Here is a 13198-nt window from a genome sequence, read left to right as displayed (position 1 = left end):
GATTTTCCAATACTTCTTCCAGAAAGTTTATATATTGACCGTATATTCTATCAATGCTGTCGACATTAAAAAGGCTTGAATCATACCAGATAGATAGCACAAACTGACTGTCACTCTCGACAACATCAAGGTAAAGTTCATACGTGTTTGAGCAATCGCGATTGAGAATGCCTGATGAATCGGAGAGATCAGCGGTATATACCCCGTAGGAAAAGAGAACCTGCAAATCATCAGAAGCGTGAGTGTGCGTAGAGCCAGTTTCCTCTACATTCGACACTGATATTCCGACAAATTTCTTTCTGGAAAGATCGTTTAAAATCGCCTGAATATGTTCAAGCAGATCATAAGGCGTATCGAATTTCATATCGTCTATGGACAGCCGATCTATGTAATCGCATCGGTCGCCTGTATTTTTCGACTTGATAAAGCCGATCGAAATTTGTTCTTCGACTGTAAATCGCCTCAAATATAATTGCAGAATACAGAGGAATAACGCTGATGCCTCCAGCCTTCTGCCACTTAGGAACGTATGGATTTTCTCATATAGTTTATTTGAAAAGAGAAAGGGTTTGCGTACGAAGGGGCCGGAAGTCGATGATCGCAATTTATCGACAGGAAGATCCAACATTGGAGGTCCTTATGATAGTCCAATCGCTTTAAACACTCATCAATCAATCACGCACTTGATCATCAAATAACCATCACAGATACCTCTGTTCGCAGCTATGCGGCCCTGTTAATGCGCGATTGGCTACATATGGCCCAATAAGGGCACGTCCAGATGACATCAGAACCAAAGCTTGAATGTTGGCGCAAAGTGGCCAGAGTTTTCGTATTTGTCATAGCGACGGCAAGTGGGAGGGCGTTTGTTTTCTCCTAAATGATGCAATATCCAGCGACAATACAACTACTAGAAGAAATTTATGAAGTCCTGGCGTGCTTTTAAGATATGAAACGGCTCTTTTTAGCTGCGCCGCTCCGCATAACCCACCTTGTGGTATATTCTACCGCGCGAAAATGGCCATAAAGATACTCTGGAGCTAACGACATTATAGGTCACACTGTCATTGCTCCGGTAACATATCGCAGGTTTGATCAATTTTTCACTATCGAGCCAAGATCTAAGCCATTGTAATCACGTACTTTTCAACGAATTCCGCATTTCACCTGCGATCAGCAGGAGGGAACCTGCGAACACCCTGGTCACTCTTAGAAAGGAAACTATATAACCTTACGAAAGGCGACTGCATGTCGTTTTGAATTACCGACGACAGACTTCGCTCAAGGACCGGCAACTAAAACACGGAGCAAGTATGCAATCATCAGGTAAGTGGCCACCCCCTGTCGCCGATGTCCGTTTTTATACGGGGAATGATATCGAAAGTTTGTCAAATGCCCTTTCCACACCCACTTCGCCCATACTGGTTAAAGCTCAGTCTATAGGGCCAATTTCTTTCCGGTGCGAATTTGTGTCGGCCGGCATGATATCGTTTGGGTCTTGCGAATACGACGGTCAATTTAAACTAAGTCGTCAAGCCGATTGCGGCAAATTCATTGTGTTCATTCCCCTTCATGGCGGTGCGCACATCGACATAAATAAGCAAAACTACTGCTCGGGTCCTTCGCATGCGCACATACACGACGGCGAGCCGCATTGCGACGTCAGCATCAACGGATTGCGCCGGCATCTCGTGGTCATGCTTGATCGAACGATGGTCATCAATCACCTCACCAGTATTCTGGAAGTTCCGATTGACGGTCGCCTCGACTTCCTTCCTGAGATCAATCTCGCATCGGGACCTGGCCAACTGCTGCGTAATCTGGTCGGGTTGACATTTGAGGGATTAGCCCGTGATGCCACACTGGGTCTCGCACCCCTCACCCAGTCCAACATTCTTAACTCGGTGACCAGCCTCATACTCGAAACCGTTCCACATCGCTACTCGGCCGAACTGAAGAAGACGGCCACAGCGCCGGCGCCACGACATGTCAAGAAAGCAATGGACTTTATTCAATCCAATCTTTCACGCCCCATTTCGATCAATGATATTGCCGCGGCCAGCCAGGTCAGCGTGCGCTCCCTTCAGCGGGGCTTTAGAGATTTTCGGATGACAACTCCCATGGATTACCTAGCCAATCTGCGCATGCAGGCGGCCCATCGCGATCTACTCAACCACGATCTAACCATTTCTATTGCAGCAGTGGCAAAGAAATGGGGTTTTACACATCTCGGGCGCTTTTCAAGAGAATATAAAAAGACTTTCGGCTGCTTACCGTCGCATACCCGAAGGACCGAATAGCACCCGTTGCGTCCTCAGCTCGTCGAGGATACGAACAATAAGGGCTCTGTTGCGAAAATCACGGTGATGTCGGAAAGAGCCCCCCGCCGTGATTAGACAACTCCATCAGCTCTCAGCGCAAATCAACACCGACTGCTGCAACGTTCTTCAAGGATGCATGATGAATACGGCAGGTCCAAGCTCGGCGCCATTAAATATAACTTGGAGCGATCTCACGGATCGAAATTATAATTTCGATTTTCTTTGAGAAATATCTGCCGCACGTATAGCAAAGCTAAGCTTGTTCCCTTCGTCACTATCGATATTGACTTTCGTCAGGTGTCAGCATTTCCCGAGATATCGTAGTCTAAAAGACATCGGAGTTTATTCCGGTAGAGGATTTATTAAGCCGAATTGGCACTCTTCGACGTGGGAGGCTTTGTTATGCTTATAGCCGTATTCCCCTTCATTATGACCCTCGCAATGCAAATCGCGGCCGCAGCTATCTGTTTTCGTGCAGAAGCATACCGATCGGAGCGGCAGGGAAGTCGGCGGGTACTTGCGAGAATACCTTCCAATTTACATCGGCCAATAACCCATGGAACGGTGGCACGATATACGTTCACTCTTGGAGGCGACATCGACGGTCTCCTCTTGATCGATGGCACGCAGGTCCGCCTGCCTCAAAAATTGAGGGGCTCGATCGCTTTCACCGTGCATCCCGGCGACACCGTCACAGTGAACGGCATAGGTCCGCTCGGCGGCCCCATGATCGCTGCGTCCGTCATCAATGACGATCAATGCTGCAACACGCCAGCTGCTATGTAATCGCGTGCCGCCGGCGAGGATACATGCCATGATTATGAGCATTTTACCTCGATGCAATCCAACCCAGGACGTTTTCGCTAACACGAAGTCTAAACCAGCCGTGTTAGAGGTTAGCTACAAGGTAAAGAGACTCGCTGCGTTCAGCCCGACCAGATAGTCGGGCAGAGAACTTGGATTCCAAAACGGATGAACGTCGTCCGAAGCATTGAAACCGAAACAGCCAGATCCAATGCTGCTGTCGACATGCTTCACCGAGCTTTCGATCATTGACATCACGATAAAAGCGGCGCCGTTGCAGCGCCGCTTATTGCCATTACCTTTGATCTATTCTCTGTTCACGATCGTCTTGCGGAACGTCGCCGGCGGTTGTCCCACCATCTTTGAGAACACCCTGGTAAGATGCACGTGATCGGCAAAGCCGCATTCGGATGCAATCTGAACAATTGGTAGCGATGTTCTGACCAAAAGATGCCTTGCACGCTCCACCCTGCAGTTCAGCAGATACTGATGAGGTGTCATACCGGTCGATTCCTTGAAAACCCGTACGAAATGTCCCGTAGTCATTCCAGTGCCGGCGGCCATGTCGGCCAAGGACAATTTCTGATTTAGGTGCGTCTCGATCAATGCCCGAAAATGGGCAAAGCGCCTTCCTCCAGGTTTCATGACGATCTCGGGCCCTTCGCGCAATGGTCCCAATGTGGAATAGCGATGGAGGATATGACAGGAAAACGCGCGGGCAAAATGTTCCGCATAACTGCCAGACAGCCGAGGGTCGAATTCCACCGCATCGCTGATGGCGGTGATCAAGCCCTCCAGCAAGGAATCCTGAATCATTTCTTCGGTATTGAAGGCAACCGATGTTAGGTCGCGTTGGTATATCTCGGCTACGACCTCATTCAGAAAGGAGTTTCTGATGTAGATATGCGTTGTATGGATATAACCGCCTAGATTTATTTTGAAGCTCTTACCAGGTGGAACGATGAGTGCCTGGCCTGATCGCAGGTTTGTACTTCCCTCTTCCCCACTGACGTTAAAAGTTATCTTTGCAGATCCCGATCGCACCAAGCCCACGAAGAGGTGCGGGCTCGCCCGAAAAAAGCTTTCGTAAGGAGCTTCGATCTGCGTCGAAACGTAAATATTTTTCCAATTGCGACCAGCACTTGTCCCCAATGTCTGGCAGGTCTCCAGAAGACCCATGCCATGCAACTCTTTTACCGGAAATTCGCCGTCGGCTAAGGAAATTATCTGATGCTCACATGTCATGATCGTTGCCCATCCCGATTGGTCAACCTTGGCATTCCCGCATAGCGCTTCTATTCTGTGAGATAAGCGGAAGCGCGGACTTTCTACTCAGCAAGAACCGCAGCTCTTTTCTTCTCGAGCGCTGTCATCACCTTTCGACAAGGAACAGTCTGTCATCGGTCGAGACGGTACGATATCTGCCGTAGGTCATTGCTAGGCATGACGAAGGTCATCTCGGATACCGGTTGGTGCAACCGCCGTCATGCCGCAGAAGATATGGTGCATTGAAGTAGGAGATCCCCGTTGAGCATCTTCAATGGGACGAAGATTCCGTTATGAGGTGAGCTCTGACACGGTCTGCTTGGCAATTCTTGATCGTACGACGGCATAGTTAGGTGCGACTAAGGGATAGTCGCGGGGTAATCCCCATTTGGCGCGATATTGTTCAGGGCTCAGGTTAAACTTGACACGGAGATGGCGACGCAGCGATTTAAATTTTTGACCGTCCTCCAGGCAAATAATGTAGTCCGGCGTTACGGAATGGATGATTGGGACGGCGGGTTTTTGCTCTTTAGGAATTGCATTAGCGGTTTCAGCACCCATGATGTCTGCCAAACTTATATGGACCGCTTCAATGAGATCGGGAATCTCGTCGTGCGCAATGAAATTATTCGCGACGAACGAACAGACGACGTTGCGGGTGAGTTCAAGCAGTCGAGGATAAGTTTCAGACAACGGAATTCTCGCTAATGAAGTGAACGGGTCATGGGTATGGTTTTTCAGTGTTTCTTAAAGCAGAAAGATCTAAGTGGTCTTCACGCTCGTGACACTTGCTCCTAAATACATCAAATGGATCTCCCCTTTTTCAATACTTTCTGCCTCTTTCGCATTGATGTTGGATTTGAATTATAGATAAAAATCGCAATAGTATTGATGATCACAAATCTAGTCTGAACACACTTTGTTGCTGGTCAAATATAAGTCAGGAATGAAGGTGCTCTAGCCCATCTTTTTCTTCAGCTTCGGAGAAGCGCTGGGCAGCCACCAAGATGACGGCGCATACGACATAGCGCAGCTGCCAACCAGCAGCAACAGCCTCATCAACAAGCATGGAAACAGAGGGTTCCAGAGCGAATTCACATTCGTCCTCGTATCCTGGTTCCGACGGATCTTTGCTTGGGTGATTGATCTTAGCCCGCACCGTAGAATTCTTCTTCATCAATGATTCCAAAGATCATCCAAAAATGCCAACGGCAGCGACAATAAGAGCCAATGCAAGAATAGGCGTAAGCAGCCAGCGTGCTTCGTACACACTGTTCGAACTGATCTCTTCGATTGATGGCTTGTTTCTCATCCTCATTTCTCACCATTGAACGGCATATAATGGGTATCAACATTGCTGCGCGCTATTTGCAGCATGCCACGAGAAGCTGGAGCTGCCGGAGATATGGGTTAGTCCGTGTAGTCGGCCCAGCCAGCACCTCGTATGCCGACTGGACCGCCACCGCCTTGACCAACGCAAAGAAGATCAAGGCGAAATCAAAAAATGACCACGGCGTTGTTGAAATGCCGCAGTGGAACTGCTTTCTCACCTACCCGCTGTTGCAAGGTCCTTTAAGGTCAGCGACGGCAGGTAAAGAGAAGAAACCGACAGCGAAATCGGCAATTGCACATCCTTAGAAAGCAGTTTTCTCCCTATAAGGGTGGCGAGATGGCATCGCCACGCGACTAGGAATAGGCGCTCTCACGCCCGAAGTGCTTTACCAACAGATAGTAGAAGACAGCACGGTATTTGTGGCGGTTGGAGCGGCCATATTGCTCGACCACCGCTTCAATACCTGCTTCCATTCCAGCATCGGGCACCAGCCCGAGTTTCTTCGTGAGAAAATTCGTTTTAATTCGCTCCATCTCTTCCTTGTCAGTGGCTGAGACAATGGCCGCGTCACTATTATAGATCGCCGGGCCGCAACCCTTGGTCACTTTTGCAAGCAGATCCATATCTACCGATATGCCGCACTTTCCCGTCAGGTCATCTGCATATTTTGCGATCAATTCATCCCACTTAGCCATATTCATGCCTCCTCAAACGAGTATTGGTACAGCTGCGCTGTGAACGTCTTCCCGTTTCTGCCACTTGTCAGACGCCCACCAACGCAGAAAGCTCTAGCTACATCTTCCGGTGGTTTGTTACTGAATTGCTTATGCCTTCATTGATTGCCTGAATGCGATGGAGCGATTCTACTCCTTGACAAGCTGCCATGCCGGAAGAGACTCTGTTTTTGCCATGAATCAAATTGCGCAACTCCCAGCGGGCAGATGAGTAATTGCGAGCCTAGACACTTTCAAGAATGTGCACATATGGCGAAGGTCAGAATCGATAGTGACGAAAGTCATAGTCGCTTGCAGCGAACTCAAAATTTGCCTAAGGTATTGAATTTCCATCTGCACACAGATTTGGGGACGAATGATTGACCTTACAGCTGAGTTAGTGTCGGCTGCCGAAGCCGATGTCATCGGACTTGCCATTATCGGGGCTGACAGGACGATTAAGCGCAAGTTCGGGCGCCTGGTCGAGTGGCTTCCTGCAGTTGGAGAAGATGGCTGCCAATGCATGCTGTTGGTGGGGATGGAAGCAGAATTGCTCGCGCTGGCCGAAGGGCGACGGGGTGTCATCACCTTTTCGCGGGTGCGTGACGCTTCATCTGGACTGGATCAGCCTCTGACGGCAGTTATCCTTTGGCATAAGGATCGACTGCATTATGTGGTAGTCGTGACACCCGATTTTGCCGCTCGCGAAATCGAAACCCTCCTCGAAAGCGAACGTCGCAGCCGACGGCTGATAGAACAGCAACTCGAAGCCGCCAGTTCGGAAGTACACTTTGCTTCAATAGCGCGCACCCGGCTTCGCCTCGCACGCGATCTTCACGACACTCTTGCCCATTCTATTGTTGCGCTTCTGACCCAAATCCGGCTGACCCAACACTTTCTGGAGACCGATCCCACTCGCCTGGCTGACAGTCTTGCGATCGCGGAACAGGCAGCTATCAGCGGCTTGGCCGGCGCGCGCAACGCCATTGCCCGTTTGCGGATGCCAGACGAATTCGAGCTGGCGCCTGGCATCGAGAGCATACTGTCTGATTTCGCAAGACAGACCGGCATCGATATATCCGCCGATATCGATGATGAGGTGCGGACTGAGCTCCATCGTCACGGATCGACGGTTCAGCGCATCATGCATGAGGCGCTGCACAATATCGAACTGCATGCGAAAGCACGCCATGTTCAGTTTCGTGCGGCCATGGAGGCTGATGCAGAAGGCAAAAAGCTCGTTATTGATATCCGCGACGATGGCGCCGGATTTGATCCAGCGGTTCCCAAGCCGGAGCATTTCGGATTGATCGGAATGGCCGAGTTTGCGGCGCTTGCTAAAGGGAGTTGCATTGTGGAAAGCGAACGCGGAAAGGGTACGCTGGTGCGAATATCATTGCCCGCAACCCTCTCCTCAACGACGCAACCGTCAAGCAGCCTCGCGGGTGCCAGCGTGGAAATACCATGGGATGGAGAGAATGACGGCAGAAGCTGAAGTAACGGAAAAGCTGCGCGTGCTGATCGCTGAGGATCAGACTTTGATCAGAGAGGGGCTTATCACGCTCCTTGCCCAGCAGAACGACGATTTCGATATCGTGGGCGGGGCGGCGGACGGCGAGCAGGCGATCGAATTTGCGCGCCGATACAGGCCCGATGTCATTTTGATGGATCTGCAGATGCCCCGGATCGATGGCATCGGAGCAACGCGCCGGATTCTGCGCGAGTTTCCGAATGTCAATATCGTTGTCTTGACCACGTTCGAGACCGACGACCTGATTTTTGAGGCGGTCAGCGCCGGCGCGAAAGCATACCTGTTGAAAGACGCGAAAATCGACGAAATCTCGACAACGATCCGAGCAGTGGTAGAGGGCCGCGCAATGCTTTCGCCGAGCGTGGCCGCACGCATTCTCGATGAGTTTAAGCGGCTGCGACCACGGAACCACCCGACAAATTTGCCCGCTCGCGGTACTTTGACGGAACGTGAGAATGCGATTCTCGGCCTCGTTATCGCGGGCAAGAGCAATCGCGAGATCGGCACACAACTGCATCTTGCGGAAGGAACGGTGAAGAATTACGTGAGCACAATCCTAGATAAGTGCGGCGTTCGAAACAGGACTGAATTAGCTGTGAAAACAATAAATTAACTGAAATTTAGTGCTGTTTTTCACGTGCCAGTTTTTACAAATTGACTATGCTGGGATTAGTTATCTTTTTATATTAGATTAGCATTGATTGAATCGCGGCAGCTTCAATCGGGGAAAATAAAATCACGAGGGTACTCATGGCGAGAAGCGAACAGAATGACAAGCGTTTGAATGGTGCCGCTTCAGCCGGCGCGGAGGAAATGATGGCAAACGCCGAAGCGACGATCGATCAGGTTCGTGATCTCCTGTTTGGTGGAGCGCAGCGATCCATCGAGAGCCGTTTGGCGAGTTTGCGCGAAGAGATGCAGGCCGTCATCCAGCAGCTTCAGGCGGAATTTTCAAAAGAGCTGGCATCGGTGAGTGAAAAGCTGCAGCAGCTCGAGCGGACGACAGAAGAGAACCGTCTCGCTTCGCATCGAGATGTCGGGGCGGCGATCTCGGAACTCGGCGCGACGATCAGCAGGCTGGGATCCGGCAGCACAGGAAGATAGCATGGCCCGTAACATCGGCCATAACAGTGAGATCGAGCGGCTCAAGACATTGCTCTTCCAATCAGAAGAGGCCCGCCTCGATACCTTGGAGGCGGATGTCAATTTTCTGCAACAGTATCTTGGAGGCGCCGACCGTCTTGAGGCGGCAACCGCCGACATATTGGTAGCGGCCCTAGAGCGGGCGGAAGTTAACCGCCCCCGCGACCTTGCGAATGCCATCGCGCCCTCCGTTGTTTCCGCCATTAGGAGCGAAATTGCGAATTCGCGCGATATGATGGTCGAAGCGCTTTACCCCATTACCGGGCGGATGGTAAGCGCGGCGGTAGCGAACGCCTTCAAACAGCTCCTTGCATTTCTGGAGCAGCGTCTTAACACTCTAACCTCAATGGAGCTTTGGATTGGACGCGCCAAGTCGCTAGTGACTGGTCGTCCGATCAGCGAATTCGTGCTGGCAAATTCCAATCCGCCACGTGTAAGCCGACTGCTGCTGATCGAACGTGGCGCCGGGCGCCTCGTGGCGGAATGGACACCGGAGGGAACCCACGACGAGCGCGCGGATCTGCTGAGTGCAATGGTCGCGGCAATATTGGAGTTTTCCGTTCACGCTCTGGCTGGCGAAGGCAATCTGCAGAAGCTCGACTTTGGCGGAAGAGAAATCATGCTCAGCGCGTCACCGCGCTTCATCCTCGCGGCGGAATGCACCGGCCTTCTACGTCCCGCCGACGAAGCTCGGATCAGTACGCTTTTCTTCAACGAGATCGAAAATATCAATAACGGTGCGGACAGCGATGCTGCAAAGCTTGCCCCGTTTGCGGCGGCCATTGAGTCCGATCTTCAGCCTGACAAAAAGACGAGTCCCAACGGGAAGGTGATCCTGCTGACGGTTGCCGCCCTCGCCGTTATGCTCTTCGTTTGGCTAGCCGCAGGCTTCGTGACCCGGACGAGTCTGGAGCATCGAACCAACGCGGCTTTGCAGGAGCTTGTCGAGCAGCAGCCACTGCTGGCGTCGTTTCCATTGCAGCTGCAATTCGACCACGCCAATCGCAGCCTCGCGATTTCCGGCATTGAACCGAGCAGCTTGGATCCCGTCCCCGTCGTCGACGCTCTGGCCAAGGCGGCTGCCCCATACACGGTCATTAACCGAATGGGCATAGTGCCCGGGCTGGAACAGTCTGCGACGTTGCATGCCGATGTTGCGGCCCTCAAGGAGGCTCTCGATCGGTTGCGGGCGAGCAACGAGGAAATGCGCGCTGCAGCCACCGCGGCTGCAGAATCCAAAGATCAGCAATATGCAAACCTGAGCAAGCAATATGCCGATCTGCAATCTCGCTTGCAAAGAAGTATCGAGGAAGCGCGTACCGCGACTGTAGCCGAAGCGACGTCCAGAAATCAGCAATTTGCGGCACTGCAGACCATTGTCGACTCTCCTGCCCAGCGGCTCGATCGCTTCATGGCTAGAACCGCGATCTTTTTTGGGCGAGGTAGCGAATTTGCCAATCCCGAAGAAGCCGCCCAACAAGTTTCGCTATTAGCGGAATTGCTTGCGGGCAACGATCTGAGGATCCGGATCGTCGGCTATGCCGACGAGAGCGGATCGGAGCAAAGTAACAAGGCGCTCGCCGGTAAGCGGGCTGAGGCAGTGATGGAAAGATTGAAAGCCCTGGGTATCGCGCCTGAGCGATTATTCGTTGTTTCCCGCTCGGCGGCAATGCCAATTTCTGACAAAATGAATGCAGGCGGCAGTGCAAATCGCCGAGTCACTTTCGAGAACGTATTTCAAACTGAACCTGCGCAATGATGCTCACAAAAAAGGTAATGCTGCTGGGGGATATGGGTGTTGGCAAGACGTCGATCTTGTATCGGCTGGTGCATGATCGCTTCGACGGGCAATACAAGACAACGCTCGGCGTAGAGGTTCTCAGTTACGATGTCCCGGCACCGACGGTTGGCGAAGGTGAACCGGTACGCCTGGTGCTTTGGGACACGGATGGCGATTTCGGCACGCGCATCTTCGATACCGTTTACGTAGCCGGCGCTTCCGCCGCGATTATAGTGTCGGATGCTACGCGCCCCCAGACGGTTACACACATGAACGAGTTAGCCAGCAACTTCGAGTCGCGCTTCCCGGGGAGACCCTACAAAGCCCTTGTGAACAAGATCGATCTCGCGGGTGGGACTGCACCGCTTGAAGGGCTCGCGCAGCCAAACGTCAAATTGGTGAGTGCCAAAACCGGCAGCGGAATTACCGAAGCCTTTGCCGAGCTGGCGGAGACGATACGTCGTCGGCAATTCTAAGCAATTTCAGGAAAAGTGCGTAGCCGTTTCCCGTCGGAATTGCGTGAAAACAAAGAGATAGAGCGGCTCGGAGATTCCGCGAAAAGCTGAACCGCTCTAAGATGGCATCTGGAGTTTCCATCGTGAGCTCTTTGACGGACGCAGCGATGACGTTGTGGCCGCGGCTAGGTTGCTACCCCATCGCTCCCTAGCCTCTTCCCCACGTCTAGAGCCGCCCTGCTGAGATAGGTCGACGATTCCAGATCCCAGCGCGAGCGGTGGGAACGGCCAGGGAGAAAATTTCGCTGAGGTGGACTACATCCAGTCAAGTGACGGCGACGCTGAGCCCGGGAGGAACGATGACGCCTGAACGGCCGCGCTTGCCGCCGCCCCGCTCAGCGTGTCGCTTACAAAAAAAGGCCGCCCGAAGGCGGCCTTTATAAGCAATTGAGCCAGCTATTCTATCAGTCTTTCTTGATGGTAGCCTTATTGGCGAGCTTCACCTTAGCTGGGGTATCGAGTGGCACGTTCGCAGCCATCAGCGCCTCCTTGCTTACCTTCTTGTCGGTGATGGAGATTTGGCTGAGAATGTAGCTAATCACCTTGTCTTCGAACACCGATTCGCGCAGCGCCTGCAACATGGCGGGATCAGAGCCATAGCGCGCAAGCACCTGCTGCTGCTGATTAGCCGGCAGGAGGCGAATCTGCTCGACCAAGCCACGTTGCAAATCCTCGTCCGAAACGGAGATGCCAGCCTTATTGCCGATCGCTACGAGGATCAGCCCTAGACGGATGCGCCGTTCGGCGAGTTGCATATACTCAGCACGTGCCTTTTCCTCGGTCGTACCTTTATCAGCGAAGGTCTTTCCCGACGCTTTGAGATCGCGACCAACTTGTGCCCAGATCGTGTTGAACTCAACCTGTACAAGCTGCGAAGGTGCGTCGAGCTTATAAGAAGTCACGAGCTGCTCAAGCAACTGCTGCTTCACTTTTTGGCGCGTAACCGGAGCGAACTGCCTTTCGATCTGGCTACGTGCCGTCTCATTCAACCGCTTCAGCGACTCGAAGCCGAGAGCCTTAGCAGTTGCGTCGCTGATTTCGAGTTTTTCAGGCTTGGCCACGTCCTTGACATTGACGTCGAAGGTCGCTTTTTGGCCGGCCAGATATGAAACTCGATAGTCCTTCGGGAAGGTCACGGTGACTTTCTTTGCATCACCAGCCTTGGCTCCGACCAGCTGGTTCTCGAAGTCCGGCATGAAATTCTTCGAGCCGAGCACCACTAGCTGATTGGTACCCGTACCACCAGAAAGGGGGCCACTAAGCTTGCCGACATAATCGACAGTGATGCGGTCTCCACTGGCTGCTTTACCGGCTTTGGACTTGTAGATGCGAGCTGCTTCGGCAAGCCGCTTGACTTGTGCATCGATCTCGGCCTGTGGCACGTCGTAGACGGGACGTGTCACCTTGATCTTTGCCAGGTCCTTTATATCCACCGATGGCATCACTGCACGATTCAGTTGACTTGATTCCGAGGCGAGTTCATGAACCGCCGAGCTATGTGCGTTGTCAGCGACAACGCAAATTGGGTCGGTGGGTGAACCTGCCTTGGCAGCTCCGATGGCAACCTTAGGAGCACTGCCGGCCGGATAGCCAAGCACGCTGGCAGGGAGACTGCCCAAGCTGGTCGTGGTCTGGTTGATCGCGCCGCTTGAGGAACCAGTGGCGGGATCACCGGCTACAGGCGAGCCGACCGAGCCTGCCTTGACAGGTCCGGAGGCAACCTTAGGGGCAGCATTGCCAGCCGGATTGCCAACGACACCGGCAGGGAGATTGCCCAAGCTCGTCGTGGTCT

At 52.5% G+C, this 13198-nt stretch carries 12 protein-coding genes and 1 pseudogene; 8 read left to right on the top strand and 5 right to left on the bottom strand.

The features are described from left to right. Positions 1-1313 precede the first annotated feature (1313 nt). Complete coding sequence (locus AC13RE_RS14045; protein WP_488563364.1) at positions 1314-2300, top strand: helix-turn-helix transcriptional regulator; 987 nt, start codon at positions 1314-1316, stop codon at positions 2298-2300. Positions 2301-2885: 585 nt separating this feature from the next. Further along, entirely contained in the window at positions 2886-3107 is a 222-nt protein-coding gene (locus AC13RE_RS14040; RefSeq protein ID WP_488563363.1) for a hypothetical protein, read from the top strand. A gap of 324 nt (positions 3108-3431) precedes the next feature. Here AC13RE_RS14040 and AC13RE_RS14035 read toward each other — a convergent pair whose 3' ends face one another. The 3 genes from AC13RE_RS14035 to AC13RE_RS14025 form a co-directional block, all read right to left on the bottom strand. Then, on the bottom strand, positions 3432-4370 hold the full coding sequence (locus AC13RE_RS14035) for a helix-turn-helix domain-containing protein (protein ID WP_132721168.1): 939 nt from the start codon (positions 4368-4370) through the stop codon (positions 3432-3434). 312 nt (positions 4371-4682) lie between these two features. Next, on the bottom strand, positions 4683-5084 hold the full coding sequence (locus AC13RE_RS14030) for a MucR family transcriptional regulator (RefSeq protein WP_132721166.1): 402 nt from the start codon (positions 5082-5084) through the stop codon (positions 4683-4685). Between the two features lie 247 nt (positions 5085-5331). Then, entirely contained in the window at positions 5332-5568 is a 237-nt protein-coding gene (locus AC13RE_RS14025) for a hypothetical protein (RefSeq protein WP_132721164.1), read from the bottom strand. Positions 5569-5732: 164 nt separating this feature from the next. Between AC13RE_RS14025 and AC13RE_RS14020 the strand changes: the two genes are divergently transcribed. Continuing rightward, positions 5733-6029, top strand: a complete 297-nt coding sequence (locus tag AC13RE_RS14020; RefSeq protein ID WP_488563362.1) for a hypothetical protein — start codon at positions 5733-5735, stop codon at positions 6027-6029. Positions 6030-6077: 48 nt separating this feature from the next. Here AC13RE_RS14020 and AC13RE_RS14015 read toward each other — a convergent pair whose 3' ends face one another. Further along, entirely contained in the window at positions 6078-6419 is a 342-nt protein-coding gene (locus AC13RE_RS14015; protein ID WP_132721160.1) for a DUF2853 family protein, read from the bottom strand. A 394-nt stretch (positions 6420-6813) separates the two neighbouring features. Here AC13RE_RS14015 and AC13RE_RS14010 point away from each other — a divergent pair, with 394 nt between their 5' ends. The 5 genes from AC13RE_RS14010 (at position 6814) to AC13RE_RS13990 (ending at position 11367) form a co-directional block, all read left to right on the top strand. Then, on the top strand, positions 6814-7932 hold the full coding sequence (locus AC13RE_RS14010) for a sensor histidine kinase (RefSeq protein ID WP_488563361.1): 1119 nt from the start codon (positions 6814-6816) through the stop codon (positions 7930-7932). After that, positions 7916-8581, top strand: a complete 666-nt coding sequence (locus tag AC13RE_RS14005; RefSeq protein WP_488563360.1) for a response regulator transcription factor — start codon at positions 7916-7918, stop codon at positions 8579-8581. Before AC13RE_RS14010 ends, AC13RE_RS14005 begins: the two co-directional genes overlap by 17 nt. A 137-nt stretch (positions 8582-8718) precedes the next feature. Further along, positions 8719-9072 carry a hypothetical protein gene (locus AC13RE_RS14000; RefSeq protein ID WP_488563359.1) on the top strand — a complete coding sequence of 118 codons (354 nt, stop codon included), beginning with the start codon at positions 8719-8721 and terminating at the stop codon, positions 9070-9072. A 1-nt stretch (position 9073) separates the two neighbouring features. Continuing rightward, positions 9074-10870, top strand: coding sequence for an OmpA family protein (locus tag AC13RE_RS13995; protein ID WP_488563358.1), 1797 nt, complete (start codon positions 9074-9076; stop codon positions 10868-10870). Beyond that, positions 10867-11367: a Rab family GTPase gene (locus AC13RE_RS13990; RefSeq protein WP_488563357.1), complete on the top strand. Its 501-nt coding sequence runs from the start codon at positions 10867-10869 to the stop codon at positions 11365-11367. Before AC13RE_RS13995 ends, AC13RE_RS13990 begins: the two co-directional genes overlap by 4 nt. 449 nt (positions 11368-11816) lie before the next feature. Here AC13RE_RS13990 and tig read toward each other — a convergent pair. Next, positions 11817-13184 (bottom strand): annotated as a pseudogene (gene tig, locus AC13RE_RS13985) (trigger factor); the annotation flags it as partial. Positions 13185-13198 lie beyond the last annotated feature (14 nt).

The organism is Martinezella sp. CNPSo 3959 (assembly GCF_057784355.1).
Note: the sequence above shows the minus strand (reverse complement) of the source record. Positions and strands in the feature narration are given on the sequence as shown.

What these genes read in the sequence shown, in the direction of transcription:
- AC13RE_RS14045 (WP_488563364.1), top strand. Translation starts at nt 1,314, where the DNA reads ATGCAATCATCAGGTAAGTGGCCACCCCCTGTCGCCGATGTCCGTTTT.
- AC13RE_RS14035 (WP_132721168.1), bottom strand. Translation starts at nt 4,370, where the DNA reads ATGACATGTGAGCATCAGATAATTTCCTTAGCCGACGGCGAATTTCCG.
- AC13RE_RS14025 (WP_132721164.1), bottom strand. Translation starts at nt 5,568, where the DNA reads ATGAAGAAGAATTCTACGGTGCGGGCTAAGATCAATCACCCAAGCAAA.
- AC13RE_RS14020 (WP_488563362.1), top strand. Translation starts at nt 5,733, where the DNA reads ATGGGTATCAACATTGCTGCGCGCTATTTGCAGCATGCCACGAGAAGC.
- AC13RE_RS14015 (WP_132721160.1), bottom strand. Translation starts at nt 6,419, where the DNA reads ATGGCTAAGTGGGATGAATTGATCGCAAAATATGCAGATGACCTGACG.
- AC13RE_RS14010 (WP_488563361.1), top strand. Translation starts at nt 6,814, where the DNA reads ATGATTGACCTTACAGCTGAGTTAGTGTCGGCTGCCGAAGCCGATGTC.
- AC13RE_RS14005 (WP_488563360.1), top strand. Translation starts at nt 7,916, where the DNA reads ATGACGGCAGAAGCTGAAGTAACGGAAAAGCTGCGCGTGCTGATCGCT.
- AC13RE_RS14000 (WP_488563359.1), top strand. Translation starts at nt 8,719, where the DNA reads ATGGCGAGAAGCGAACAGAATGACAAGCGTTTGAATGGTGCCGCTTCA.
- AC13RE_RS13995 (WP_488563358.1), top strand. Translation starts at nt 9,074, where the DNA reads ATGGCCCGTAACATCGGCCATAACAGTGAGATCGAGCGGCTCAAGACA.
- AC13RE_RS13990 (WP_488563357.1), top strand. Translation starts at nt 10,867, where the DNA reads ATGATGCTCACAAAAAAGGTAATGCTGCTGGGGGATATGGGTGTTGGC.